Raw genomic sequence first — 25,709 nt, 5'->3', positions numbered from 1 at the left:
TCTATCGAACCTCCTTATGATGGATGCAGGCGAAGGCTTCCAGCTCTGCCTGATCTCTGGACAAGCCTTTTTCTTCAAAGTGAGCGATGGTCTTCAGCATCTTGTCGTAATCGATCGGCATGATCTTCTTAAAGCACGGAATGTAGGACTTGAAGGCGGCGAGAATCTTCTTTCCTTTTGCGGAGCCTGTGGCGGCCACGTGCTGCTCGATCAGTGTTCTCAGCTCGTCGATGTCGTGCTTTTCCGTGAGGGTATCGGTCATGACCTGGTCCTTGTTCAGGCGCAGGTAGAGGCTGTGGCTCTCATCCAGGACATAGGCGATGCCTCCGGACATTCCGGCCGCGAAATTCTTTCCGGTCGGTCCCAGAACGACGACCCGTCCGCCTGTCATGTATTCACATCCGTGGTCGCCGACGCCTTCTACAACGGCGGTTGCGCCGGAATTTCTGACGCAGAAGCGTTCACCGGCAATTCCGCTGATAAAGGCGGAGCCGCTGGTTGCGCCGTAGAGGGCGATGTTTCCGCAGATGATGTTTTCCGATGCGTTGTATCTTGCGGATTCCGGCGGATAGAGGATCAGCTTTCCGCCAGAAAGGCCTTTGCCGAATCCGTCGTTGCAGTCTCCCTCCAGGCGCAGGGTGAGCCCCTTCGGAATGAAGGAACCGAAGGACTGTCCGCCGCCGCCCCTGCAGTTGATGACGTAGCTGTCGTCTGGCAGATCGTTTCCGCACTGGCGGCTGATCTCGGAGCCGAACAGCGTTCCGAAACAGCGGTCGGTGGAGGACACGGATACGTCCAGAGAGCCGGATCTCTTCTTATTCAGGGATTTCCCGAATTTCTTCATCAGGATGCGGCTGTCTGCGGTTTTCTCCAGGTGGAAGTCGTGGACGCACTTCGGATTGAAGTGGCAGTCAGCTCCTGCGTCGTGCTGCAGGACGGCGCTCATGTCCACGGTCTCTGCGCGGTGGGTGTTCATATGGTCTCTGAACTTGAGAAGGTCGCTCCTTCCGATGAGTTCGTCGACTGTCCGGATGCCCAGACGCGCCATGTGCTGCCGCAGTTCCTCCGCGACGAAGAACATGAAGTTGATGACATGTTCCGGTTTTCCGCGGAAGCGTTTTCTCAGCTTCGGATTCTGCGTGGCAATGCCGAATGGGCAGGTGTCCAGACTGCAGACACGCATCATACAGCATCCCATGGCAACCAGTGGGGCAGTCGCGAAACCGAATTCCTCGGCGCCGAGCATGCAGGCGATGGCCACGTCGCGGCCGGTCATGAGCTTTCCGTCGGCTTCGATGACGATCTGCTGCCGCAGGCCGTTCTGAATCAGCGTCTGATGTGCTTCCGCGACGCCCAGTTCCCACGGAAGGCCCGCGTTGTGAATGGAGGTCATCGGCGCGGCGCCGGTTCCGCCATCGTATCCGGAAATCAGGACAACCTGGGCGCCGGCCTTTGCGACGCCGGCTGCGATGGTGCCGACACCGGCCTCAGACACCAGCTTGATGGCGATCCTGGCCTTTGGATTGGCGTTTTTCAGGTCAAAAATCAACTCAGCAAGGTCCTCAATGGAGTAAATATCGTGATGCGGCGGGGGAGAAATCAGGGACACACCAGGTGTGGAGCAGCGGGTTCTCGCAATCCACGGGTAGACCTTTCCGCCCGGAAGATTTCCGCCTTCGCCAGGCTTTGCACCCTGCGCCATCTTGATCTGAATCTCTCTGGCGCTGATCAGGTAATCGCTGGTCACGCCGAAGCGTCCGGATGCCACCTGCTTGATGGCGGAGTTTTTCGTCGTTCCATAGCGGGAAGGGTTTTCTCCGCCTTCTCCGGAATTGGATTTTCCGCCGATCCGGTTCATCGCCTCCGCCATGCATTCATGGGCTTCCTCGGAAATCGAGCCGTAGCTCATGGCGCCGGTTTTGAAGCGCTTCACGATCTCAGACGCCGGCTCCACCTCGTCCAGAGGGATTCCTCCGTCCGGATCATAACGGAACTCCAGCAGTCCTCTTAAGGTATGCGGCTTCTTGGCGTAGTCCACCAGGCGGGAGTACTCGTGAAAAGCCTCCTCGTCATTGTCTTGGCAGGCTTTCTGAAGGAGCAGAATCGTCCTTGGGTTGTACATGTGGTCTTCTTTGTCCGGGCCGGAACGCAGGCGGTGGTCGCCCAGGCTGTTCAGGCGGGAGTCAAATCCGAGCCCCAGAGGGTCGAAGGCCTGATTGTGGTTCCATTCCACGCACTCTTCGATTTCCTGCAGTCCGATTCCTTCTACCCGGCTTGTCGTATTGGTGAAGTACTCATCAATGACTTCATGATTGATGCCGACGCATTCGAAGATTTGCGCGCCCATGTAGGATTGAATGGTAGAAATTCCCATTTTAGACGCAATCTTCACGATGCCGTGCAGCACCGCGTCGTTATAGTCATTGATCGCGGCAGACGGCTCCTTGTCCAGAAGTCCCAGGGAAACCATCTCCTCGATGCATTCGTGAGCCAGATAAGGGTTGACGGCCTGCGCGCCGTAACCGAGAAGGGTCGCGAAGTGGTGAATCGTCCTCGGCTCAGCGCTCTCCAGAATAATCGACACCGTCGTGCTCTTTTTTGTGCGCACCAGATAGTGCTGCAGGGCAGAAACCGCCAGAAGCGATGGAATCGCCGCGTGGTTCTCATCTACACCGCGGTCGGACAGAATCAGGATATTTGCCCCGTTCCGGTAGGCCCGGTCGCTGTCGACAAACAGGCGGTCCAGGGCGTTTTTCAGCGGCGACCCTTTATAGTAAAGAATTGGAATCGTCGCTACATGGAATCCCGGCTGGTCGATGTAGCGGATCTTCATCAGATCCATGGAGGTCAGAATCGGGTTGTGAATCTGCAGCTTTCTGCAGTTTTCCGGCGCTTCCTCCAGAAGATTTCCGTCCGTTCCGACATAAACCGTTGTATCCGTGATGATTTCCTCGCGGATTGCGTCAATCGGCGGGTTGGTGACCTGCGCGAAGAGCTGCTTGAAGTAATTAAACAGCGGCTGGTGCTTCTCCGACAGAACCGCAAGCGGCGTGTCCACACCCATTGCTGTGGTTGGCTCTGCGCCGTTTTCCGCCATCGGCAGCATGCACGCTGTTACTTCCTCATAGGTGTATCCAAAGGCTTTATACAGCCGGTCCCTGAGCTTCTGCGGCGATTTTTCGATCTTGCGGTTCGGGATCGGAAGATCCTTCAGGTAAATCAGATTCGCATCCAGCCATTCTCCGTAGGGCTTGCGGTGGGCGTAGTAGGATTTCAGATCCTCATCCTCGATGATTTTTTGCTTCAGTGTGTCCACCAGCAGCATTCTGCCCGGCTTCAGCCGGGACTTCTTCACGATTTTCTCTTCCGGAATGTCCAGAACGCCGACCTCGGAGGACAGGATCAGCGTGTCATCGTTGGTCAAATACCACCTGCAAGGACGCAGCCCGTTTCTGTCCAGCACGGCACCGACGCTGTCCCCGTCAGAGAATACAACGGCCGCAGGGCCGTCCCATGGCTCCATCATGGTCGCATAGTAATGATAGAAATCCCGCTTGGACCGGCTGATCTTCCGTTCATTGGCCCAAGGCTCAGGAAGAGTCATCATCACAGCCTGCGGAAGATCGATGCCGTTCATCATGAGAAATTCCAGCGTGTTATCCAGCATGGCCGAGTCTGATCCGTCGGGATCGATGACCGGAAGAATCTTATCCATATCCGTATCGGAAAGAACACTGCTGTGCATGGTCTCTTCACGGGCCAGCATACGGTCGATGTTGCCTCTGATGGTGTTGATTTCACCATTGTGCATGATGTAGCGGTAAGGATGCGCCCGCTCCCAGCTCGGATTGGTGTTGGTCGAAAAACGGGAATGAACCAGGGCGATGGCGCTTCTGCAGTCCGGATCCGTCAGATCCGGGTAGAACTTTCTCAGCTGAGAGACAAGGAACATTCCTTTGTACACAATGGTCCGGCTGGAAAATGACGGAATATAGGTGTTGTTATTGGAATGCTCAAAAACTCTCCTTACAATGTAGAGCTTCCGGTCGAAATCCAGTCCCCGCTTTACATCTGGCGGGCGCTTTACGAAGCACTGCATAATGACCGGCATGCAGGAACGGGCACGATCTCCAAGCACAGAAGGGTTGACCGGAACCTTTCTCCAGCCCAGGAAATCCATGCCTTCTTTATCCACGATGATCTCCAACATCTTCATGGCCTGGGCGCGTTTCAGATCGTTCTGCGGGAGAAACAGCATGCCCACGCCGTAATCCCGTTCCTGGCCGAGATAAAAGCCCTCTTCTTCAGCAGCCTTCTTCATCAGAAGGTGGGGGATCTGCAGCTGGATTCCGACGCCGTCGCCGGTTTTTCCGGAGGCGTCTTTACCTGCCCGGTGTTCCAGTTTTTCCACGATTTTCAGTGCGTCATCGACGGTCTTCGATGTCTTCTCCCCATGGATATTGACGATGGCGCCGATTCCGCAGGAGTCATGTTCAAATGACGGATCATACAGCCGGCTCTGGAAGCGGCCCTGATCCATCTGTCCGGACGCTTTTCCGTCCTGGTGGTGGGAATCCCTGACATCCGCTCCGGGACCGGATGAAAGGTGATTGTCTATCTGATTATTCTGATGATATTGCATCATATTCTGTACAGCTCCTTCCTGTCTGCAATGGAGTGTTTGGAGAAAAGTATAGCACAGCAGGGGAAGAATGTGAATATATATTTATTATCTTGAACGAAAATGCGAAATATTAATTAAGCGGCATGCCAGGATGCCGGAACTTGAAAAGGGAAAAACTGGAAATGCAGACGGAGGCTGATGAGAAAAGAATATGCTTTGAATGCTGCAAAAAGGTAGAAATAATTGTATAGCAGATGATACTTAAATTGAATGTGTTTTGATTCACAAATAATATTGGATATTTTATTGACTATAAACAAGTAACGGCGTATGATAATAGCATCCGAACAGGCAATGGTAAAATTAAAGTGTGTTGTGAATACACGAGGAGTGTTGATGCCGTTCGTGATAATCTTCAGTTATATTTATAACAATGTGAATAAATATTCAGCTGTGCAGAAAGGGGAGCATGACTGAAGCGGATTCACCAGGGAGGTGTATAGAAGGGAAAACAAGCGGACAGCTTTGAGCCATGAGGGAATGGTTTGAAAGCTGAGTAAAAAAGATTAGAGATTTTGAGTTCATGAAAGGGGAGCATGAAATGAAAATTAACGTCACCACCGTAGGATGGGTGTTAATTGCAGCAGCGCTGGTCTACTTCATGCAGGCGGGATTCGCCTTATGTGAAGCGGGACTGACCCGTGCAAAAAACACCGGCAACATCCTGATGAAGAATATGATGGATTTCTGTATTGGAACGCCGTGCTTCTGGCTTCTTGGTTTCGGACTGATGTTCGGAGGAACCGGAAAACTGATCGGAAGTTTTGATCCATTGATCAGAGGAACATATACCGCCGCAAACAGCGTGGTTCCACAGACTATGCCGTTATGGTGCTACGTCATCTTCCAGACCGTGTTCTGCGCAACTGCAGCAACCATCGTGTCCGGATCCATGGCAGAGCGTACCAATTTCAAGGCATACTGCGTTTATTCCGCCGTCATTTCACTTTTTGTCTATCCAATCAGCGGCCACTGGATCTGGGGCGGAGGCTGGCTCGGACAGCTGGGATTCCACGACTTCGCAGGAAGCACCTGCGTACACATGATTGGAGGCGTGATTGCCTGTCTCGGCGCCGCAATGCTCGGACCTCGTATCGGAAAGTATGACAAAGACGGAAATGCAAGGGCGATTCCGGGCCACAACATGACGGCCTGCGCACTGGGTGTATTCATCCTCTGGTTCGCATGGTTCGGATTCAACGGAGGATCTACTGTCGCCATGGATAAGGCCGGCGCCATCTCCGCGAGTCTGGTATTTATGAACACCAACCTCGCTGCAGCCGTTGCGACATGCACAACCATGATTCTCACCTGGATTCGTTACGGAAAGCCGGATGTTTCCATGACTTTCAACGCTGCACTTGCAGGACTGGTTGCCATCACAGCACCGTGCGACTGCGTATCACCGGTGGGAAGCTTTTTCATCGGCCTCGTCGCAGGAATCCTGGTGGTATTCAGCGTAGAATTCTTCGATAATAAGGTGAAGATCGATGATCCGGTCGGAGCAATCTCCGTACACGGAGCCAACGGAATCTGGGGAACACTTTCTGCAGGACTCTTCTCCACAGGCGCAGACGGCGTCGGAAAAGGACTCTTCTACGGAGGCGGATTCCACCAGCTCGGCATCCAGGCACTGGGAATTGTCAGTGTATTAGCTTACGTACTTATCGTTATGTTTATCGCATTCAAGATCATCGACAAGACCATCGGACTCCGTGTCCCGGCAGAAGTCGAGATCGACGGACTGGATATCCACGAACATGGACTTGCTTCCGCATACTCCGGATTCGCCATTACGGACGCCACCGACTACACCATGGACGTCAACGAAAACACCGACCTCGGTGAAGAAGACTATGAGAAGGCATCCGACGCGCAGATCAACGCCGCTGTCAAAGTGCAGAAAATCAACTCGCAGGCATCCGCCGCGGCAGGAGCAGAATCCGCCGTTACCGGCATGCATAAGGTGACGATTATCTGCAGAATGGAGCGCTTCGACCGCCTGAAGAAGGCATTGAACGAACTGGGCGTAACCGGCATGACCATGACCCAGGTCATGGGCTCCGGCATCCAGAAAGGCTCCACCGAACGTTACCGTGGCGCCGTCGTCGACAACACCCTGCTGCCGAAGATCAAGATCGACGTCATCGTCGGAAAGATCCCGGTCGACAAGGTCGTAGAGACCGCCAAGAAGTCCCTCTACACCGGCCATATCGGAGACGGAAAGATCTTCGTTTACAACGTCCTTCATGTTGTTAAGGTAAGGACCGGAGAAGAAGACATGGCCGCTCTGCAGGACGTAGAATAAGTCCTTCAGGGACAAAAACAAACAGCAAGGGATCATCCGGCATATCCGGATCATGGGAATAGTTTCTAAATAAACATTCTCTATTAACTCTCAAAACATAGATATCTTACCCAGTCCTTTGCGGTCAAGATAATCCTGCCCATCTTGTTAATCATAGGGACAGGCAAAAAAGCTGAACAGGACGGAGCGGCCGGCATATGCGAAACTGGCGCTCTGTCCTGTTTCTTTATGGTTTGTTTGGGACGGCTGCGTGACTAGAGGAAAAGCTCTGCAAGCGCAGCAGCACGGATGCTGAGCAAGCAGCTCCGGGAACTGGAAAGAGATGAAGTCATATCGCGGAAAGTCTATCCTGTTGTATCAAACAATAATAGCGGGGAATCTTGACAATCCCCGCTATTTTCATGCTTTTTAACTGTTCATGTACGTGCAATTAAAATGTGCACGTTTTAATCCGTTGAGGAACCACGATTATTTTATAATTCCGAAACTGATTTTTCTAAACTCCTGGCGGGCGTTTTGAAAACACTGGTAAAATCCCAAATGGCAACGCGCGGTTTTCCGTCTTGACCGGGTAAATTTTGTCCCTAAGCCCAGCCAGGGAAAATCGTCAGCAGGGTCGCGACGAGGAAGGCCGTAATCGCTGTGTTTAAAACGGTGCTGATGAATACGTATTTATAGGATTCCTTAATGGATACCTCCGCAATGCCTGTGGAGATGATGTAGCCCGGGTTGGTCGGCAGGGTATCCAGGGTCTGGCTGGAGAATACCGCAACGCGGTGCAGGGCGTTCATGCTGATTCCCATCTGCGCGAAGGTCTTCTTCATATATGGAAGGGACGCAGTAAGGCCGGCAGGACCGGATCCTCCGACTCCGGTGATGATGGAAATTACGATGACGACCTTATAGAGGCCCGGGAAACTGCTGTGGAGCAGACCGTGGGTTAATACCGGGAAGGCCGGGGACGCGGATGCAACGGCACCGATGCTTCCCAGAATGCCGACCTGAAGCACCAGCTGGGCAAACTGCATCGGAACCGGCTCCAGGAGCTTCACGAAGCCGTTGAGTCCGCCCAGATATCTCCAGAAGAGGACCAGGCAGAGAACGACGTTCAGAGCCAGAGCGGCGAGAATATTCCATTTAAACGCGTTGTAGCCGATGATGGTGGAAGCCATCGGGATGATGGAAATCAGCCAGTGCGGCTTTCTGCTGTCATCAGTCATTTTCAGCTCACGTTGCTGCGGTGTGTAGAGATGACCCCTTGCGATTTCCTTTTTTGCCAGATGGTTCATGACGGTGATGTTCAGAGCCAGAACGAAGGCGCCGCCGATAAATCCAGGAATCGGAGCAGCTATCGCCGAGGTGTGCAGGAACTGCGAAGCGATGATATTCTGATCGGACGTGGTGCCAGGCATGCTGCAGGAAGCTGTGGCCAGAGCACCCAGGACGATTCCGGGAAGCATGCTGCGCGGGATGCCGGACTTCTCGAATACGTCGGAAGCCACTGGCATAAGGATGAAGAGGATGACCACCGGGTTCAGGCCGCCGTAAGACAGGGTGACACCGATGGCGTAGACGATGAGGATGGAAAGCAGCGGGCTGAGCATGACAGGCTCGCTGCCGCCGGATTCTCTCTGACGTTTGCGCGCGCTGATGGTGAAGAGGCGGTACAGAGCATCCGCCACCGACCGCGCTGCGCCGCTGGTTTCATAGAAGGCTGCGATCAGACATCCCATGAGAGTCGGGCCCGCCATCGCCGTGATGTAGGTACAGACACCGGGAAGCATGACCTTGTTGACCGATTTAATGACCGGCATGCCGTTGAAAACCATGATGATCAGACAGCTGATCACGCCCAGCAGAATCACGTTGATTCCTTTGTAGGCAAAATAAATCAGGAAGGCGACTGCAAGGATAATACCGATAATTCCTAATGCAGAAGACATAAAATCTCCTTTCATAACCAAAAAATGTGATAATAATTTGTGAATACGCACAATAAATGACGCGTTTTCAGTATAACGTATAAACAGCTTGTGCGTAAAGGAAAATTGTTTGAAAAGAATATGAAAAAATCTGTTGACATCGGAGCTGATACGCGGTAGTATAAATAACGTTCCAAGCGCAAGGGTGTTCGGGACACAGGAAATCGTTTCTGTTTTTACAGAATTTCTTCAGACCATATGATGCGGATGAAAAAAGTTCTTGACAAGCTGATCGATTTCATGTAAACTTAATAAATGTGTTCAGGAGTTCAGATCCTGACAATGAAGATGGGCGCTTAGCTCAGCTGGGAGAGCATCTGCCTTACAAGCAGGAGGTCATAGGTTCGAGCCCTATAGCGCCCACCATTTTCATCATTCTGATCAAGCGCCGGAGAGTCGGCGGGGTAAGAATGAGCGGATGGCCAAGTAGTTCAGTTGGTTAGAATGCCAGCCTGTCACGCTGGAGGTCACCGGTTCGAACCCGGTCTTGGTCGCCAATATATGCTGGCGTGGCTCAACGGTAGAGCAGCTGATTTGTAATCAGCAGGTTGAGGGTTCGATTCCCCCCGCCAGCTCCATTCAAACTTATTTGAACGTAGAATTATGAATATCGAGGGATGCCCGAGTGGCTAAAGGGGGCGGACTGTAAATCCGTTAGCTTAGCTTACGATGGTTCGAATCCATCTCCCTCGACTTTTGCGGAAGTGGCTCAGGGGTAGAGCACCGCCTTGCCAAGGCGGGGGTCGCGAGTTCGAATCTCGTCTTCCGCTCCAATTAAACATGCGGATGTAGTTCAATGGTAGAACCTCAGCCTTCCAAGCTGATGGCGTGAGTTCGATTCTCATCATCCGCTCCATTTTTATGGGCTCTTAGCTCAGCTGGATAGAGCAACGGCCTTCTAAGCCGTGTGTCCGGAGTTCGAATCTCCGAGGGCTCATTCTTTTTATACTTAATATACCCGGGGTTCAGTGGGGTATAGCCAAGTGGTAAGGCAAGGGACTTTGACTCCCTCATACGAAGGTTCGATTCCTGCTACCCCAGTTGTATGACCCATTAGCTCAGGTGGCAGAGCACTTGACTTTTAATCAAGGTGTCCCGAGTTCGAATCTCGGATGGGTCACCAAACCTTATTAAATGGGTAAATAGTTCCCACGTGGAGAGGTGTCCGAGTGGTTTAAGGTGTCGGTCTTGAAAACCGATGTCCGTTAAGGACCGTGGGTTCGAATCCCACCCTCTCCGCCATAGAAAATTCCATATCGAGATGCTGTAAGCCTTTTGTGGAGAAGTACTCAAGTGGCTGAAGAGGACGGTTTGCTAAACCGTTAGGGTTCGTTATTAGGGCCGCGCGAGTTCGAATCTCGCCTTCTCCGTTGAAATTTGTAGGGGTATAGCTCAGTTGGTAGAGCAGTGGTCTCCAAAACCACGTGCCGAGGGTTCAAATCCTTCTGCCCCTGCCAATTTTTTTCTGAATACATTGCAGCAGCCGGAAGATTAACGGGGTGTAGCGCAGTTTGGTAGCGCAACTGGTTTGGGACCAGTGGGCCGCGGGTTCAAATCCTGCCACCCCGACCATTTACTTTATGGGCCATTAGCTCAGCGGTAAGAGCATCCGGCTCATAACCGGCAGGTCCTTGGTTCAAACCCATGATGGCCCACCATAATTTAATCAGAGAAAGATATGCTCAGATAGCTCAGTCGGTAGAGCAAAGGACTGAAAATCCTTGTGTCACTGGTTCGATTCCAGTTCTGAGCACTTTTTGTGTAATAGAGGAAGTAAATTAGAAGCTTGAGAAATCAATGCTTTGAAAGTTTACCTCTTTTTTTATTGTTTTTTGTATGGAAATGAAATTTGACTTTTATGCAATGATATGAATAAATAACTTGCTTCTGAACTTGCTTTTGAAGAATCATCGCAGACTTACCTCAATTCGGATATGTAGTCATATGTGCAAAATTGCCTATTCAGCTTTTGCGAACATTGTTGTACTCTATCGATTGTTTCATACTCTCACTTTTATTCGTGTTTTTCGTTAGGATTATGTGTTCCTTTTCGTGTTTTCTTGTTACACTTCCGTTTATCAGTTGATTCGCTTGTCGTAGGGCGAGCTGATTCAGCGTTCTTTAATTCTGCATTCCGAAAGTAATTCTCATTAAACTGATCGACAGAAGCATTCCCGTATGGTCCAGTTGCTTGCAGCATTTTGCGCAATCGATCTATAATCTTTTTGTTCATCTTAATCTCCTTTCTGTTAGCCCTTCATTCTATATTAGCATACCAGCATAATGCTTCTGAAACAATAAAATCGTTCTTGATTTTATCCTCACTGTCAGACGCTCTGGTGATTTTATCACAGTAAGCGGCAAATAGCACGTGTTTTGACTAGAAAAGCCACCGTCGTTCCGGTGGCTTTTTGAATGGATTTTATGCACTTTCGGGTTCCATCTCCTCAGGTTTTGGTATATCAGGAGCAGAACATTTTTCTTGAACTGCATCGCTCCAGGGCAGAAGATCATCCATGAACTCCAGGTTCGTGTCGTCCATATGCCTGAGCATTTGTTCCAGAATATATTTGTAATACTCATAGGGAACCAGATTGTTGGCCTTGGCCGTTTCTGTAATACTGTACAGCACAGCGCTGTTCTGAGCTCCCCGCACGGTATCGATGATATGCCAGCTGTTTCGGCCCGTACAGAACGGGCGGATTGCTCTCTCGGCGGGATTGTTGTCGAGCGGCACATCCGGATCATCCAGAAAGGTCTTCAGCGCGCCTTCCCGTTTCAGGGCATACGAAAAAGTCTTTGCTATACTGCTTTTCGGAGCAACTTCAGGCTATTTTGCTCTGCACCAGTCAACAAAGGCATCGACATGTTTCCGTACCGCCAGATTACGTTCCCGTCTGCGTTCTTCCCGGTCCAGATCCCCGAGGGCGTTATCCAGCTGATCGATCACGGCAAAGGGAAGCTGTTTCCGTGTGGAAGTTCTTCCAGACGTCTCTGATCAGAAACTCCGGCTGATTTTGGAGGTGATGAGCCATGCTTAATGATCTTGATGCAGGAAAACGCAGTGCCGTTTTCCTTGCCTGCGGATATACAGATCTTCGCAAAGGAATTGACGGACTGGCAGAAATCGTACAGGAGCAGTTTGAAATGAATCCATTTGTCGGGAGCACATTGTTTCTTTTCTGCGGAAGACGGTGCGACCGAATCAAAGGACTGCTCTGGGAAGGTGACGGTTTTCTTCTTCTCTACAAAAGACTTGAGGACGGACGGTTTCAATGGCCAAGGACAGAAGAAGAAGTAAAGAAAATTACCCCGTAGCAGTTCCGCTGGCTGATGGAAGGACTCACCATTTATCAGAAGAAAGTTGTCCGGAATGTGCATCCAAAGAGAATTGTGTAAACGCTGGAATTTCAACAAAAAAAGACCTGAAGAAAATGCGCTTCAGTTTTTTTGATGGGCCGGAAATGGAAAATGAAGACCTGAAAAAACCGATAATGAAAAAACTGAACAGCATGAGTTCTGAGGAAAAAGACCAGCTGATTCTTTCTCTTCTGCAAGAGAATGAGCAGCTTACCGATCAGCTGAGCCAGCTCCGGATGCAGATGTTTGGCCGCCGCTCAGAGAAGACTCCAGAGGAGCCGGACGACCGGCAGCTGAAGTTCGTTTTCAACGAGGCGGAAGCGGCCGCTGGAGATCAGCCTCTGCAGGAAGAGACTGAGGAAGAAGAAACTTCAGAGGGGCAGCCGGCGAAATCTGAGCCAAAGAAAAGCAGAAAGAAAAAAGGCCGCAGAAAACCAGATTTCTCCAAAATGCCGGAAGCAGAAGCTACATGTGGGTCAACCGGAGCAACATCAACGATGATCATCCGGTAATTCTCTTTGATTACCATAAAACCCGGAAGACCGACTGCCTGAGAAAGTTTGTCAACGGATTTCATGGTGTGATTGTCAGTAACGGGTATGCTTCTTACCATCAGCTGGAAAAGGAGATGCCAGAATCCATTACATCTGCAGGATGCTGGGTGCATGTCCGACGAAACTTCTTTAACATCATCAAGGCGGCCGGAGGTAAGGACCGGAAAAGGCAAAGTACACCCTGGCAGAGGAAGGAGTACAGAGAATCGCGGAAATTACGCATCGGGATAAGGAACTTCTGAAAATCCCGGAAGAAAATCGAAAAGAAGAAGACATCCAGGCTTTGCGCGAAGCGACAGAGTCCTTCTTTGCATGGGCTCAGCAGCATCTGAATGAAGTACCGGGCGGAAGCAATATCGGAAAGGCATTCAAATATGCACTGAACCGAAAGAAGAGTCTGGAAGTGATCCCCCAGCACCTGGAAGATACGAACCTGGTCTTTCTGGATGACCTGCTCCCGTGGAGCGAAGAAGTGCAAAAGCGCTGCCGGTCAAATCTGGAAAAGGAAAAAACAGAGAATTAAAGAACAACAACGGCGCTGGCCAGGCAATGCAATGCCTTCATAGCGCCGTTATTTTTTCAATGTACTGTTCTGCGACCGTTTACGTTGTCTTAGAGATCATAGCCAGTTTAGCCGCAAGTTCAAACGTGACCGCAGGACTTTGAAGCATTTTCATCACTCGCATAATTGTGAATCGGGAAACTCGTCTTCCTGGATCTGCAAATGGGTTTGGTTCTGAGAAAGAGTGTTTGCAGGTAGTACAGGAATATCTGCGTTTGTTGTAGACAAGTGTGGTATCTACGTCATTTAGGATTGCGTGAGAAAGTGAACATTGCCTGTAAGCATGAATCTTGCTGGTCAAGCTGCTAACGAGCTGGTCAGTTTCTGGCCGGCTCGTTTTTCTGTACATTAACTTGACCTAATCAATTCTGTTCATCTTAAACTTATGTGCATCCGGAATCTCCCGGTCGGTGTATTTTTCGTCCGTTTTTCCGAGGAGAAGAGATCCCGTTGGGGTGAAGCCCTCAGGCAGATTTAATCTTGCCAGGAGATTTTTGTCCTGGACAAGGGCTCTGGTGGCGCCGTAGATGTCGCAGTGGCCGAGGCCTTCTTCAACGGCGGTCAGGGACATGTTCTGCAGGATCATGGCGACGTTGGCACTGGCGACATTCCCCTGGGCATTGGAAGAGACGACAATCAGCATCGGTGCGCCGTACAGCGGGTGCAGCGATGGATTGCCGAAAAATTTCGCGGCATTGGCATCGATGGCGTCCAGAAGTTCCTTGTTCGTGATGACGGTCAGATGAATGCTGTCGTACTTTCCCATACCGATCGGAGATTCATAGGCAGAAGTAAGAATCTTCTGCAGCTGTTCTTCGGTAATTCCCTCGCCAGTGTAAGAACGTACGGATTTTCTGCGGTTTATTGCTTTATCTAATTCCATAGATGAATTCCTCCTTTTCCTATTATTCCCATAATAATAGTAGTTTCTCACTGACTGTGTCAAGCGCAGAGGCTGAGAAGCTGCATTGGACAAAATTCAAACGGCGGCGGGAATAACGGAAATGCTGCGCCGCGGAAAGGCAGGAATGCCCTGAAATGACATCATGGCTGACCGCAGCTGCCTTACAGCCTTTTCCTGTTCCAGCGGAAGTGGAAATAGAGCACTTCCATGATGCATGTGGCCATCCATCCAACCGGATAGCCGAAACCGACGATGGCAGCCGTGTTCGCCACGAATCTGGTGATGAAGAAGAGGTAGACCTGGCGGCAGGCAACATAACCCAGCAGCATAATTACCATAGGTCCGATGGAATCGCCACGGCCGCGGAGTGCGCCTGCCAGCGTATGGTTAATGCAGTTGAACAGGACAAAATATATGATCAGGCGGACAAATAATGTTCCACTCTGGATGACGGCCGGGTCGGATGAGAAAAGCCGGATCGCGTATCTGGCGAAAATCCACACCATGGTTGCAATTGATGCAGTGATGGTCAGAGTCTGCAGAATCACCGTGCGTGTTCCGCGGTTTGCCCGCTTAATATCGTTTGCGCCGATGTTCTGGCTCACAAATGTAGTTGACGCCATGGCCATACTCATGATCGGGAGCATAACAAACTGATCCAGTTTGTTATAGCAGGCCCATCCTGCCATGACCGTCGCTCCGAAATGGTTGATGTAGCCCTGGACGAAGACATTGGAAAATGAGGTGATGACGGCCTGAAATCCGGTCGGAAGTCCAAGAGCAAGAATTTTCTTCAGCGTCGCCGGATGAATCTGTATGTCTTCAATCGTAAACCGGTAGATGTCCTTCGTGAAGAGCAGAAGAAGCAGGGTCAGAGCGGCGGAAATGAACTGGGACAGGATGGTTGCCCAGGCAGCTCCTGCGATCCCCATATGAAATCCACAGACGAAAAGCAGGTCCAGAACGATGTTCAGAAGGCTGGTCAGAATAAGAAAATAAAGTGGCCGGGTAGTATCGCCGACGGCACGGAGAATGCCGCTTCCCATGTTATAAATCAGAAGGCCTGTGATGCCTCCGAAATAAATCCGGAGATAAGCTGCTGCTGGCTTGAATACATTTGCAGGCGTATTCATCAGATGCAGGAGGGGATGGACCAGCAGAATTCCTGCAGCAGTGAATACGATGCAGAGCAGAAATGTTGCCGCCATAGTGGTTTCGATGGCGGTGTGCAGCGATTTCTGGTTTTTCGCACCGAAAAAATTGGCAATGACGACTCCGGCACCGACAGAGAAACCGTTGAAAAAGAAAATGGCCATATATACAATTATCGTTGTCGCTCCGATCGCCGCCAGAGCTCTGGTGCCGACGAAATTGCCGACAACGATGGAATCGACCGCATTATAGAGCATTTGAAATACGTTTCCGACCATCAGCGGCAGAGCGAACTGGAGCAGTTCCTTCCAGATCGTGCCGGTGGTCATGTCTCTTGTATTCGATTTCTTCATGGATGAGTATTCGTCTCCTTTTAATATTAACAGTACTGATGGGCAACGGGCCGCGTCGGGGCTGTTATTCTCATAACCCATTATTTTAACATCATCAGAAGACAAAAGAAAGCCTGCAAGTCCGCATGTGCTGCCCCGTTATCTGACAAAAGATAACAAGACCGCATTCGTCATTTATCGAACAGGCATTGTCAAAGGCGCGCAGGCAGGTGCGGCAAAGGGGTGATGTACCAGCTGCCACGGAAATTGTCCTGAAGCAGGCAATATTTGTATAGGGAATATATTGCCTCACATAAAGAATCAGGGTACAATGGTTTTAATAGTTTTCAAGGAGGACTGCCTGTTATGTTGAGAATTGAAAATCAAGCAATAATTTTTGCATTACTTAGTAAATATACCTTTCTTGCCCTTGGAGAATCAGGAAGGGAACGTGCACATGAGGTCATTCAGAAGGGGATGATCCGCTATGGAAGGGAGCGCGGCATGCGTATGGCTGCCCGTGCGCGCAATAACGGAGACCCGGTGAAGCTCTGGACCAATCAGGCCTACGGAGAATGGAAGCCTGATTACGACGGACAGATGGAGTTCGGAACGCTCAGAAAAGAGCCGACCTGTCAGACTTACATCAGTAAATGCGCCTGGTGTGAGGCCTGGAAAAAATATGACCTTCTGGAATATGGAAGAGAATACTGTGTAAATGTCGATGCTGCTGTTTATGAAGGTTTCGGAACCGGAAATGTCTGTACCCCTCAGGGAGATCCGATGAGCTGGGGCGGAAAGCAGTGTGAATTTGACTGGGGAACACAGTTGTCGGAAGAGGACAGTGAGAAGCTGGCGGAGAAGAAGAAAGAGCTCGGCACATCGTGTATGAAAGACTTCACTTACCATACTGCACACATCTATTATACGGTGAGCGATGTTATTCGTGAGGAACTTCCGGATCAGGCCGAGAAAATCATTGCATCTGCGGAGAGAGACTATATCAGCCTGTTCGGGGAAGACGAGTTTACGCCGCTGCTGCACTTCACGCCGGCAGATTTCCTGCATGTATAATTTCATAAAAATGTTGATTTTGTCTGCTTCTGGATGAAGATAACCGGAGAGCAGAAGAAATAAAAAGGAGGATATGAAACAAATGAAATTCGGAGTACTGGGATTTGGAAACATGGGAAGCGCCATTGTAAAAGGTGCTGTGAATAAAGGTGTATTAAAGGCACAGGATGTCTGTGTCTATGATCCAAAGGATTCTGCAGCATCTGCGGCGGAGGACTTCGGCCTGGAGTTGAAAGGGTCGGTAAAAGAGCTTGCAGAAGCCAGTGATATTATTCTTCTGGCAGTCAAGCCGCAGCAGTATGTCCAGACCTGCACAGAAGCAGAAGGCGCAATGGATGGTAAGTCAGTATTTTCCATTGTCGCAGGTACAAGTGTTGAAAAACTGCAGCTGGCAATCAAAGGTGCGCCGAGAATTCTCAGAATCATGCCGAACACACCGGCACTGGTATTCGAAGGAGCATTTGCACTCTGCAGCGAGAATGATCTGAAGGATGAAGAAAAAGAGTTTGCACAGAAGCTGTTTACCAGTATCGGCATCGTAGAATGGGTGAAAGAATACGATATTGATGCAGTCTGTGGACTTTCCGGAGGCGGCCCGGCTTATGTTGCCATGTTCATCGAGGCCCTTGCAGACGGCGGCGTCAAAGAAGGCCTGACCAGGGATGTCGCCTATAAACTGGCTGTCCAGACGGTACTGGGATCAGCGAAACTGATTATGGAAAAAGGCATGCATCCGGGTGCGTTAAAAGATATGGTCACATCCCCGGCCGGAACGACCATCGAAGGAACAGAGGCGCTGGAAGCCGGTGCTTTCCGCTACAGTGTTATGCAGGCAGTTGTTCAGGCAACGGAAAGATCAAGAGAGCTGTAAGTTTCTCAGGTGTTGAAAGATTATATCCAGAAAAACATGGTTGATCGGATATAGAAAATGATCAACCAGTATAGTTAAATTTAAAGCCGCCAGCATCAGTTGACGGCTTTGATCAGCTGAGCTAATGAACGAATAATATTACTATTTTGCTTCAGGAGGTAATCAATATGCTTATCGTAAACACAGACTACATCACTGGAAAAGAATTGGAAATGCTGGGAATGGTGCGCGGAAGCACGATTCAGTCTAAAAACATCGGCCGTGACTTTACACAGGGCCTGAAGGGACTCGTCGGAGGGGAACTCGGCGCTTATACGGACATGATGAATAAAGCCCGGGACATCGCAACCCAGAGAATGACAAAAGAAGCGGAAGCGCTCGGTGCAGACGCGGTTATCAATGTACGATACGCCACTTCAGCCATAATGCAGGGTGCGGCGGAGGTCATGGCCTATGGAACGGCGGTGAAGTATAAGTAGTGTACAGAAGCTGACAGCAAAGGTACGAAAATTTCGTGAAGGCAGAGACTACAATGTAAATAGATCAAAGGGAACAGATGTGATTCGAAAAGATAACAGATCTGCGCATCTCTTCCGTGAGTTAAATATTGTAACCGCTGTAAAATTAAATATGATAATAAAGGAGAAACAATGGAAAAGAAGAGATTGTTTCATTCACGAATTCGTACTGCTTTACTGACGACGACACTGGCTGTAGTGCTGGTAATGTGTTTCACTGCTGTTCATGCTCATGCCAGCACGGAGAATCAGCACGCGTCGTATAAGAAACTGATTCATGAGTACCACCTGGCTCTGGCCGGGAAAAAGATCAACCGGTCGGTCATAACACCTGCACAGTCGGGCTTGGAAACCGGAGGCATCTGCCATTGGAAGGGCAGCAGACTTATCATCCCAAAACCAGTGTCTGCCAATAAACCGCGTCTTGCGTACACATATGTCGACATTGATCACGATGGACAGGATGAAATTGTGTTCAGCCAGATGCCATCCTCAACGGATCCGGGCTGTCTGAATTCACTCTGGACTGTAAAGTCCGGAAAGGCTGTGCCGGTAATCCATTCGACATACCGTAATCCCTTCGAAATTCTCAGCAAAAAGGGATACCTTATGAAGGAGCAGAGCGGTGGAGTGGATACCATATACACAAGCTTCTACCGTCTTTCCAATGGAAAGCTGACGAAAGTATGCGTAGCAAAGAAGGATGGAAATCACTTCCATAAAAATAGCAGAAAAATTTCCAGGACCGCATACAAGAAGCTGATGAAAAAGTACGGCCATCCGCGTACAATCAGCTCCGGCTGGACAAGGGTAAAGTAATACCCTTGTCTGGTTTGAACCAGCGCATGTCACAGAGAGCTTTGGCATAATGCACCCTGCTCTTGATTCCCCTCTTGAAAACCGGTATAATATAAACAGATCGGGAAAGTTTACGAAGTCGTGAATTTTCCTCTTACATGTATGGAGCCGCCAGAGGACTGATTTTCTCATCAGCCGGGCGGCTTCCTTGCTACTTTGGCTTTTGTCTATGGGGAAATGCTTCGGTGTGATGAAGCCAGTTTGATCCTTATGGACAGAGATGGCAGAAAAATTGCGCAGATTCAGGAAAGAAGATGTGAAGAAGCGATGAGATTTCGAAAATCAGTAACGATATGCAAGGGTGTGCGGGTGAATTTCTCGAAATCGGGGACGAGTCTAACGGTCGGGCCGCGCGGCGCCTCGATAAATTTCGGGAAGAATGGAACCTATCTGAATACGGGAATTCCGGGCACCGGTCTCTATGACCGGCAGAAGATCGGTGGCGGAAAGAAGAAAGCGCCATCACAGCGCAGGCAGAAGGCCGGGACGGGAACGACGATGTATCCGGAACCGGTCGGAGATTTCCGCCTGGAGTATAAGACGGACGGCACGGTGGACATCTATAACCCTGAGACGGGGGAATTAATTCTCGACCCGTCGGTGATCCGGAAGATCAGAAGGACGCCGGAGTACAACGAAGGGGTTGCAAAGCTGGCAGCTAAACTCCTGCGTGAGGAAAATGAGCAGACTGAGGAAATTCTGAATATTTACAAGAAGTCCTGCGAAGTGTACTCGACGGAGGCTTATGAGAAGCAGCTTGCGGAGATGAGGCCGCAGCAGGCGGCAGAATGTGAGCCGTACCCTGTTCCTCAGCCGACAAAGGATGAACTGGCGGCGAAGTTACGGGCTGAGGCGGTAACGTCCATCAAGACGATGAAGTTCTGGAAGAAGGACGAAATGGTCGAAGAATACGTTCAGGAGCGTCTGCGCCAGCGGCTGGCAGATTCGCTGATCGAATGGAAGAAAGATAAGGATGCGTTTGATCAGAAGGAACAGGCCCGCATGGATGCGGAAAACCAGCAGTATCAGGAGGAGTACCAGCGCCAGAAGAAGCATCTTCAGAAGCTGCTCGCCAATGACCCGCAGACCATTGACCAGAATCTGAACAGCTGGGTAGAAGGCGCGGAAATGCCTTTCGAGTTTCACATTGATTACGACCTGCAGGGAGATTCTCTGCATGTCGACCTGGATCTTCCGGAGATTGAAGATATGCCGCAGACTTACGCGCAGAAGCTGACCAGCGGCATCGTGAAAGTGAAGGATAAGTCACAGGTGAAGGTCAGATCGGACTATTACCAGTGTGTTCTGGGTCTGGGACTGTGTATTGCGACGCACTTTTTCAGCCTTGCGCCGGGCGTGCAGATGATCGTGATGTCTGCCTACACGCAGCGTCGGGACAACACCGGCCGCCTGAAGGATGATTACATCTACTCCGTCAAATTCCGCCGGGAGGATATGATGAATATGGATTTTAAAAAGGATGTGGACGAACTGTTCTTTAAGAATGAAAACGTCTGCAACGTTCTGCACGATAAGAGTTTCAAGGCCATTGTGCCGTTTTAACGCGGTGATGCAGTGAATTTGAGGAATATGCAGACTTCAGGCGGCCTGAAGTCTGAAATTTGAAAGAGAGTGGAAAACATGAGTAAGCAGAAACATTCGTTTTCGTGGAAAGTGAAAAAATCGCTGTGGGCGCTGACTTCCCTGCTTTTTCTTGCATGGGTTGGATTCTTCTACATTGGTAACAAGGCTGATAATAAGAAATGGAAATTTGCAGGAGTTGTATATATCATCACCCAGTTAGGGACCGTTATTCTTTCTTTGCCGTTTAAGAATGGCAGCCCGGTGGATAATGCTTTATTTAGTATCTGGTTTGCCATGTATTTCGTAGGAATCATTCATTCCATTCTCACGATCAGGCCTTATCTCAGATTTTGTGAAGAGGCTGAGAATGGCTTTTCGGATGCCGATCCAGCGACGGCGAGGCCGGCATCATTGAATACGCCGGATTCTTCGCAGCAGACCCCGCTTTCGCATGCGGAATCAGATCTGGTGCCGAAGATGCAGGAAGCAAGGTATACAGAACCGGGTTATTCAGCAGTTCCGGAAGACTATGTACCTTCCGACGCCTTTGCGGATGCTGCTCAGGCGGCTGAAGCTCAGATGCAGGGAGCTGCTCCTGATGATGCAGAAACGGACAAAGCAGCAGAACGGTCTTCAGCAGATGCACAGCCAGCCGGCGCAATCAGTCCGCAGAGTGCAGGGATCGTCAGCCTGAGCAGCTGCACAGCCGGCCAGCTGGCCGCCCTTCCGGGCATGACTGCTGAAAAAGCGGAACGCGCGCTCGCTTACCGGCACGAAAACGGCGGATTTCTGTCCATTGACGAATTCATTGCCGTTGCTGACGTGCCGGTCCAGGAGGAAGAAAAGCTTCGCGCGCGGATTATACTCGGATGACGGCAATGGAGCACATGACGGATTGACGAGTTTTCTGTAAAGTTTTTCAGAGAGGCTGGAATTTTCTCGGCCCCGAGTGGATAATATTCTCGCACGACATAAAAACGGACGGATGAAGAATCGCCGTCTTCAAGTGCCCGTATATAGAATAACAGTAGATATAGAATGTGAATGGGACACGTGTCTGGCTCAGGGCCTGAGCGTGTTTCCGGCAGAAAAGGGGAAAATCTTGGGAAAGCTGTATTTTGTCAGACACGGGGAAACCGTGTGGAATGTGGAAAATAAGATCTGCGGGGCGACGGACAGCCCGCTGACAGACCGCGGCCACGAGCAGGCGCGGGAAACGGGACGTGTGCTGAAAGAGAAAATGGATGCCGGGAAAATCCATATCGACGAGATCCTGACTTCGCCGCTGAGCAGGGCGTACGACACGGCAAGGGAAATTTCAGATATCACAGGAGTGCCATTCAGAGTCGAACCGCGGCTGATGGAGCAGAACTTTGGAAAATGGGAATCTACACCGAGGAATGGCCGGGCCTTCCGCCGGGCAAAAGAGAATTTTATTGACAGCTACAATGGCGGTGAGTCCATGCTCCGTGTGGCGCAGCGGATTTACAACCTGCTGGACGATCTGAAAAAGCAGCCGGAGAAAACCTGTCTTCTGACCGCCCATAACGGGATTTCCAGGTTTATTGAATCCTATTTCCGAGACATGACCAATGCGGAGTTTGCGGGATTCGGCATCCGCAACGCGGAAGTCAGAGAGTATGAGTTTTAGGAGGGGCTGCGTATGAGTGAACCAATTATCACGATGCGGGGAATTGTAAAGAAATACCACATCGGAAAGCCGAATGAGCTGGAAATCCTGCATGGCATCGACATGGACGTGCAGGAGGGCGAGTTTGTGTCTATCGTCGGTGCGTCCGGCGCAGGAAAATCAACGCTGATGAACATTATCGGCGTGCTGGACCGTGCGACGTCAGGCAGTTATACCCTGGCAGGGACAAAAATTGAATCTTGCAAGGATAAAGAGCTTTCTGCGATCCGAAGCCGGAAAATCGGTTTTGTGTTCCAGAATTTTAATCTGATCCAGAAAATCAGTGCGCTGGAAAATGTTGCGCTTCCCATGATGTATGCGGGCCTTCCGCGAAAGAAAAGAATGGACCGCGCGGCGGAACTTCTGGATCTGGTGGGGATGAAAGAACGCATGAAGCATAAGCCGACGGAGCTTTCCGGCGGCCAGATGCAGCGTGTAGCGATTGCCCGCGCCATGGCCAATGACCCGGACATTATTCTAGCTGACGAGCCGACCGGCGCCTTGGACAGTAAAACCGGCGCTTTAGTTATGAAAATTTTCCACCAGCTGAATCAGAAGCAGGGGAAGACCATTGTCCTGATTACGCATAACAACGACCTGGCAGAAGAAACCGACCGGATTTATGACATGTCAGACGGGCGTTTTGTGTCTGTACGGACTCTGAACGATGGAAAGGAGGCGCGCTGATGAGAAATCTCGGAGAAAATATCCGCTCTGCCTGGAGCGGAATCTGGTCCAACAAGCTGCGTTCCATCCTGACCATGCTGGGCATCATCATCGGAATTGCTGCCGTTATTGGAATTACAACTGTTGGAAATGGTCTGGAAAATTCTGTGATGAGCAGCATGAGTTCCATCGGAGCAAAAAACGTATCTTTTATGGTTCGCGCAAGGCACAGCGGCGGCTCCGGCTCCATGGATGTCAGCTCCATACTTGGAAAATCCGGAACGACCATGAAGAAAAAAGACCTGGTCACGGATCAGATGCTCTTTGGGCTGAAAGAAAAATACGGGTCACAGATCAGTAAAATCGGAATCTCTGAGTCCGCTGGAAGCGGCAGGGCTGTGCGTATGTCTGATTCCGGAAAGTACGCCTACGTCTCTCTGACCGGCGTCAATCACGGTTACACTTCCGTGGAAGGCCTGAAAATCCAGAAGGGGCGGACGATTGCTGCATCAGACTCCGGGTATTCTGCGGTCGTATCCAGCAAACTGGTGAAGAATCTGTATCATGGAAAGACAAAGGCCGCACTCGGGAAGAAGATACAGGTATCGATTAACCATAAAACATATACGTTTACAATCGTTGGCGTCTATAAGTATGAAGAATCACAGATGCAGATGTCCGGATCCCAGGAAGGCGGCGGGTCTGATCAGGATCTGACTACGCAGATGTTCATTCCGATGAGTACTGCAAAACAAATTTCCGGCGCGGACAGCGGCTATTCCAGCTTTACCGTGAAAACCAGGACTTCCGCCGACAGCGAAAAGTTCGCAAAGAATGCAGAGAATTTCCTGAATCAGCAGTACTATAAAGGAAACAGCGATTTTCATGTCGCTTCCTTCAGCATGGACGCTATGCTGGATGCCATGAAGGATATGATGGCGAAAATCGAGCTTGCCCTTGCACTGATCGCGGGAATTTCCCTTCTGGTCGGCGGAATCGGCGTCATGAATATCATGCTGGTTTCCGTCACCGAGAGGACGCGGGAAATCGGAATCCGCAAGGCCATCGGCGCGACAAACGGGGAAATCCGCATGCAGTTCGCCGTGGAAAGCATTATTATCTGTCTGATCGGCGGATTTTTTGGAATTATTCTCGGTGCATTGCTGGGAAATGTTGCCAGTGCGGTGCTCGGCGTGAAGGCGGTCACCAGCATGAGCAGTATTCTCATCGCCGTTGGCGTCTCCTTTGCGATCGGCATTTTCTTCGGTCTCTACCCGGCGAGCCGGGCGGCAAAACTCAATCCGATCGACGCGCTGCGTTTTGAGTAGTGCGGCCGCTTATTTCAGTTTGACTCCTTGCCGGATGATCTTCTGTATCGAAATGGAAAAGTAGTGACTGATTACACCCGGCATCCTCAAAAAGCTGGAGAATTCAAAAGACCTCATAAACAAAAGGTTATGCCCGAAGATGCGCCGATAATTGATCGCCTGATCAGAAATACCTACAAAGTCTTGTTTACCCGAGGCCAGAAAGGGTTATATCTTTACGTGATGGATTCGGAGCTGAAAAAGCATGTTCTGGATAAAATCAAAGAACTTCAACGGTTTAACAAATGTAAGCCGGAAAAGTCAGATAAACAGAATCGTAAATAATTGAATAAAAGTAGGAGAAAATATGAGTAATGCAATCCGACCATGCACAATGGAACACCTCGTACGTTATGGGGAAATCTATGCTGCGGCCTTTTCCGGTGAGCCGTGGAATGATCCGTGGAAGCCGGAAAGGGCACAGATTCACGTAAAGGAAATCCTGGAATCCGGTAATTCCTACGGACTGGAATATGTTCTGGATGGAAATGTCGTCGGTCTGCTCCTTGGTACTTCCATGCTGTTTCATTTTGGCCGGACCTTTGAAATCAACGACTTGGCAGTAGATCCGGGATATCAGGGGCACGGCATCGCATCGCAGCTGCTGGACCGCTGCCTGGCAGATATGAAAGAGCGAGGAATTGCAGCGGTGCACCTGATCACCGCCAGTGAGGGAAAACTGCCTGTGTACTATGAAAAGCACGGCTTTAAAAAAGAAAAAAGGCTGACTCTGATGGGGATGGATTTGTAGATGAGTAAAGAATATACATTCAAAGCCGTCCTTCATGAAAATGAAGAGGGAGGCGGCGCGTACGTAATTTTTCCCTGGAACATCCGTGAGGAATTCGGGAAAGGCCGCATCAAGGTTCATGCGGAGTTCGACGGGATTCCTTATGACGGCAGCATCGTGAACATGGGCGTGAAAGACGAGAACGGCGATATCTGCTATGTAATCGGAGTGCTGAAATCAATCCGGAAAAAGCTGGAGAAAGTGGACGGAGATATGATTGATGTGAGGATTAGGGAGAGGTGGTAGTCCGGCATCGAAGTGAAACCATGGTTCTGCGGATTATTAAATAATCAAGATTAAAACGAACCAGAAAATTACAAAGTTAAATACAAATGTAAGAAGCAGCTGGTATCGGCTCACAGTCTGGCCGATGTGATTCCGGATTTGAGTTGCAGGACAGCGGGGGAATGTATACAATGACCAGCAGTAAAATCTTCACCATGAAATTTGCTA

Annotated in this window: 23 protein-coding genes, 15 tRNA genes and 2 pseudogenes; 33 read left to right on the top strand and 7 right to left on the bottom strand. The window is 50.2% G+C overall.

Annotation, left to right across the window (positions count from 1 at the left end; genetic code table 11):
* Window position 1 precedes the first annotated feature (1 nt).
* Window positions 2-4,540 carry a glutamate synthase large subunit gene (gltB, locus tag ACI77B_RS09750; protein WP_409337730.1) on the bottom strand — a complete coding sequence of 1,513 codons (4,539 nt, stop codon included), beginning with the start codon at window positions 4,538-4,540 and terminating at the stop codon, window positions 2-4.
* A 685-nt stretch (window positions 4,541-5,225) separates the two neighbouring features.
* Between gltB and ACI77B_RS09745 the strand changes: the two genes are divergently transcribed.
* Both ACI77B_RS09745 and ACI77B_RS09740 read left to right on the top strand, forming a co-directional pair.
* The gene (locus tag ACI77B_RS09745; protein ID WP_409336621.1) at window positions 5,226-6,992 is read left to right on the top strand and encodes an ammonium transporter; all 1,767 of its coding nucleotides are present in this window, start codon (window positions 5,226-5,228) and stop codon (window positions 6,990-6,992) included.
* Between the two features lie 288 nt (window positions 6,993-7,280).
* Entirely contained in the window at window positions 7,281-7,376 is a 96-nt protein-coding gene (locus ACI77B_RS09740; RefSeq protein WP_409336620.1) for a winged helix-turn-helix transcriptional regulator, read from the top strand.
* 200 nt (window positions 7,377-7,576) lie between these two features.
* Here the strand turns inward: ACI77B_RS09740 and ACI77B_RS09735 are convergent, their stop codons facing one another.
* Window positions 7,577-8,935: a GntP family permease gene (locus ACI77B_RS09735; protein WP_409336619.1), complete on the bottom strand. Its 1,359-nt coding sequence runs from the start codon at window positions 8,933-8,935 to the stop codon at window positions 7,577-7,579.
* A 329-nt stretch (window positions 8,936-9,264) separates the two neighbouring features.
* On the opposite strand from ACI77B_RS09735, the gene ACI77B_RS09730 reads away from it, so the two are divergent.
* The 15 genes from ACI77B_RS09730 (at window position 9,265) to ACI77B_RS09660 (ending at window position 10,727) form a co-directional block, all read left to right on the top strand.
* Window positions 9,265-9,340, top strand: a tRNA-Val gene (locus ACI77B_RS09730).
* A gap of 54 nt (window positions 9,341-9,394) precedes the next feature.
* Window positions 9,395-9,471, top strand: a tRNA-Asp gene (locus ACI77B_RS09725).
* A 6-nt stretch (window positions 9,472-9,477) separates the two neighbouring features.
* Window positions 9,478-9,552: transfer RNA gene (locus ACI77B_RS09720), tRNA-Thr, on the top strand.
* A gap of 33 nt (window positions 9,553-9,585) precedes the next feature.
* A tRNA-Tyr gene (locus ACI77B_RS09715) sits at window positions 9,586-9,667 on the top strand.
* A gap of 5 nt (window positions 9,668-9,672) precedes the next feature.
* Window positions 9,673-9,747, top strand: a tRNA-Gly gene (locus ACI77B_RS09710).
* A 9-nt stretch (window positions 9,748-9,756) separates the two neighbouring features.
* Window positions 9,757-9,830 (top strand) — tRNA-Gly (locus tag ACI77B_RS09705).
* A gap of 7 nt (window positions 9,831-9,837) precedes the next feature.
* A tRNA-Arg gene (locus ACI77B_RS09700) sits at window positions 9,838-9,911 on the top strand.
* 32 nt (window positions 9,912-9,943) lie between these two features.
* Window positions 9,944-10,015: transfer RNA gene (locus tag ACI77B_RS09695), tRNA-Gln, on the top strand.
* Window positions 10,016-10,021: 6 nt separating this feature from the next.
* Window positions 10,022-10,097 (top strand) — tRNA-Lys (locus ACI77B_RS09690).
* A gap of 32 nt (window positions 10,098-10,129) precedes the next feature.
* Window positions 10,130-10,216, top strand: a tRNA-Ser gene (locus tag ACI77B_RS09685).
* 37 nt (window positions 10,217-10,253) lie between these two features.
* A tRNA-Ser gene (locus tag ACI77B_RS09680) sits at window positions 10,254-10,344 on the top strand.
* A gap of 11 nt (window positions 10,345-10,355) precedes the next feature.
* Window positions 10,356-10,431: transfer RNA gene (locus ACI77B_RS09675), tRNA-Trp, on the top strand.
* A gap of 38 nt (window positions 10,432-10,469) precedes the next feature.
* Window positions 10,470-10,546, top strand: a tRNA-Pro gene (locus tag ACI77B_RS09670).
* A gap of 10 nt (window positions 10,547-10,556) precedes the next feature.
* Window positions 10,557-10,632: transfer RNA gene (locus ACI77B_RS09665), tRNA-Ile, on the top strand.
* A 22-nt stretch (window positions 10,633-10,654) separates the two neighbouring features.
* Window positions 10,655-10,727 (top strand) — tRNA-Phe (locus tag ACI77B_RS09660).
* Window positions 10,728-10,988: 261 nt separating this feature from the next.
* Here ACI77B_RS09660 and ACI77B_RS09655 read toward each other — a convergent pair.
* The 3 genes and pseudogenes from ACI77B_RS09655 to ACI77B_RS09645 form a co-directional block, all read right to left on the bottom strand.
* Complete coding sequence (locus ACI77B_RS09655) at window positions 10,989-11,207, bottom strand: hypothetical protein (RefSeq protein ID WP_409336618.1); 219 nt, start codon at window positions 11,205-11,207, stop codon at window positions 10,989-10,991.
* 189 nt (window positions 11,208-11,396) lie between these two features.
* Window positions 11,397-11,606 carry a transposase domain-containing protein gene (locus ACI77B_RS09650; protein ID WP_409337729.1) on the bottom strand — a complete coding sequence of 70 codons (210 nt, stop codon included), beginning with the start codon at window positions 11,604-11,606 and terminating at the stop codon, window positions 11,397-11,399.
* A gap of 21 nt (window positions 11,607-11,627) precedes the next feature.
* A pseudogene (locus ACI77B_RS09645) lies at window positions 11,628-11,789 on the bottom strand (IS66 family transposase); the annotation flags it as partial.
* Window positions 11,790-12,007: 218 nt separating this feature from the next.
* Between ACI77B_RS09645 and tnpB the strand changes: the two are divergent.
* From tnpB to ACI77B_RS09625, 4 genes are all read left to right on the top strand, one after another.
* Window positions 12,008-12,292 (top strand): IS66 family insertion sequence element accessory protein TnpB, encoded by a 285-nt coding sequence (gene tnpB, locus ACI77B_RS09640; RefSeq protein ID WP_409336617.1) that lies wholly within the window; start codon window positions 12,008-12,010, stop codon window positions 12,290-12,292.
* 176 nt (window positions 12,293-12,468) lie between these two features.
* Window positions 12,469-12,846, top strand: coding sequence for a transposase (locus ACI77B_RS09635; protein WP_409336616.1), 378 nt, complete (start codon window positions 12,469-12,471; stop codon window positions 12,844-12,846).
* Window positions 12,804-13,130: an IS66 family transposase gene (locus tag ACI77B_RS09630; RefSeq protein WP_409336615.1), complete on the top strand. Its 327-nt coding sequence runs from the start codon at window positions 12,804-12,806 to the stop codon at window positions 13,128-13,130. The genes ACI77B_RS09635 and ACI77B_RS09630 overlap by 43 nt, the downstream gene beginning before the upstream one ends.
* The gene (locus tag ACI77B_RS09625; protein WP_409337728.1) at window positions 13,070-13,411 is read left to right on the top strand and encodes an IS66 family transposase; all 342 of its coding nucleotides are present in this window, start codon (window positions 13,070-13,072) and stop codon (window positions 13,409-13,411) included. Before ACI77B_RS09630 ends, ACI77B_RS09625 begins: the two co-directional genes overlap by 61 nt.
* Window positions 13,412-13,808: 397 nt before the next feature.
* Here ACI77B_RS09625 and ACI77B_RS09620 read toward each other — a convergent pair whose 3' ends face one another.
* Together ACI77B_RS09620 and ACI77B_RS09615 are read right to left on the bottom strand one after the other, a co-directional pair.
* On the bottom strand, window positions 13,809-14,333 hold the full coding sequence (locus ACI77B_RS09620; RefSeq protein WP_409336614.1) for a nitroreductase family protein: 525 nt from the start codon (window positions 14,331-14,333) through the stop codon (window positions 13,809-13,811).
* Between the two features lie 182 nt (window positions 14,334-14,515).
* Window positions 14,516-15,859: an MATE family efflux transporter gene (locus ACI77B_RS09615; protein ID WP_409336613.1), complete on the bottom strand. Its 1,344-nt coding sequence runs from the start codon at window positions 15,857-15,859 to the stop codon at window positions 14,516-14,518.
* A gap of 345 nt (window positions 15,860-16,204) precedes the next feature.
* Between ACI77B_RS09615 and ACI77B_RS09610 the strand changes: the two genes are divergently transcribed.
* The 12 genes and pseudogenes from ACI77B_RS09610 to ACI77B_RS09555 all read left to right on the top strand — a co-directional run bounded on the left by ACI77B_RS09610 (window position 16,205) and on the right by ACI77B_RS09555 (window position 25,502).
* Window positions 16,205-16,912 carry an L-2-amino-thiazoline-4-carboxylic acid hydrolase gene (locus ACI77B_RS09610; protein WP_409336612.1) on the top strand — a complete coding sequence of 236 codons (708 nt, stop codon included), beginning with the start codon at window positions 16,205-16,207 and terminating at the stop codon, window positions 16,910-16,912.
* Between the two features lie 67 nt (window positions 16,913-16,979).
* A pseudogene (gene proC / locus ACI77B_RS09605) lies at window positions 16,980-17,783 on the top strand (pyrroline-5-carboxylate reductase); the annotation flags it as partial.
* A gap of 167 nt (window positions 17,784-17,950) precedes the next feature.
* A complete protein-coding gene (locus tag ACI77B_RS09600) occupies window positions 17,951-18,262 on the top strand; it encodes a YbjQ family protein (protein ID WP_409336611.1) in 312 nt (103 codons plus the stop codon).
* Window positions 18,263-18,433: 171 nt separating this feature from the next.
* The gene (locus ACI77B_RS09595) at window positions 18,434-19,120 is read left to right on the top strand and encodes a hypothetical protein (protein WP_409336610.1); all 687 of its coding nucleotides are present in this window, start codon (window positions 18,434-18,436) and stop codon (window positions 19,118-19,120) included.
* 306 nt (window positions 19,121-19,426) lie between these two features.
* Window positions 19,427-20,722, top strand: a complete 1,296-nt coding sequence (locus ACI77B_RS09590; protein ID WP_409336609.1) for a DUF4236 domain-containing protein — start codon at window positions 19,427-19,429, stop codon at window positions 20,720-20,722.
* Window positions 20,723-20,800: 78 nt separating this feature from the next.
* A complete protein-coding gene (locus ACI77B_RS09585; protein ID WP_409336608.1) occupies window positions 20,801-21,616 on the top strand; it encodes a ComEA family DNA-binding protein in 816 nt (271 codons plus the stop codon).
* Window positions 21,617-21,845: 229 nt separating this feature from the next.
* Window positions 21,846-22,394, top strand: a complete 549-nt coding sequence (locus ACI77B_RS09580; RefSeq protein ID WP_409336607.1) for a histidine phosphatase family protein — start codon at window positions 21,846-21,848, stop codon at window positions 22,392-22,394.
* 12 nt (window positions 22,395-22,406) lie between these two features.
* On the top strand, window positions 22,407-23,120 hold the full coding sequence (locus ACI77B_RS09575) for an ABC transporter ATP-binding protein (protein ID WP_409336606.1): 714 nt from the start codon (window positions 22,407-22,409) through the stop codon (window positions 23,118-23,120).
* Window positions 23,120-24,427 (top strand): ABC transporter permease, encoded by a 1,308-nt coding sequence (locus ACI77B_RS09570; protein ID WP_409336605.1) that lies wholly within the window; start codon window positions 23,120-23,122, stop codon window positions 24,425-24,427. The genes ACI77B_RS09575 and ACI77B_RS09570 overlap by 1 nt, the downstream gene beginning before the upstream one ends.
* A 27-nt stretch (window positions 24,428-24,454) precedes the next feature.
* Window positions 24,455-24,751 carry a DNA/RNA helicase domain-containing protein gene (locus ACI77B_RS09565; protein WP_409336604.1) on the top strand — a complete coding sequence of 99 codons (297 nt, stop codon included), beginning with the start codon at window positions 24,455-24,457 and terminating at the stop codon, window positions 24,749-24,751.
* Window positions 24,752-24,773: 22 nt separating this feature from the next.
* Window positions 24,774-25,217: a GNAT family N-acetyltransferase gene (locus tag ACI77B_RS09560; RefSeq protein WP_409336603.1), complete on the top strand. Its 444-nt coding sequence runs from the start codon at window positions 24,774-24,776 to the stop codon at window positions 25,215-25,217.
* The gene (locus tag ACI77B_RS09555) at window positions 25,218-25,502 is read left to right on the top strand and encodes a DUF1905 domain-containing protein (RefSeq protein ID WP_409336602.1); all 285 of its coding nucleotides are present in this window, start codon (window positions 25,218-25,220) and stop codon (window positions 25,500-25,502) included. It abuts the gene before it with no gap.
* The last annotated feature ends 207 nt before the right edge of the window (window positions 25,503-25,709 follow it).

The organism is Eubacterium sp. F2, from assembly GCF_046244355.1.
Classification (GTDB): Bacteria; Bacillota; Clostridia; order Peptostreptococcales; family Anaerovoracaceae; genus Aminicella.
The sequence above is the reverse complement of the archived record's forward strand: the minus strand, read 5'-3'. Positions and strand labels throughout refer to the sequence as shown.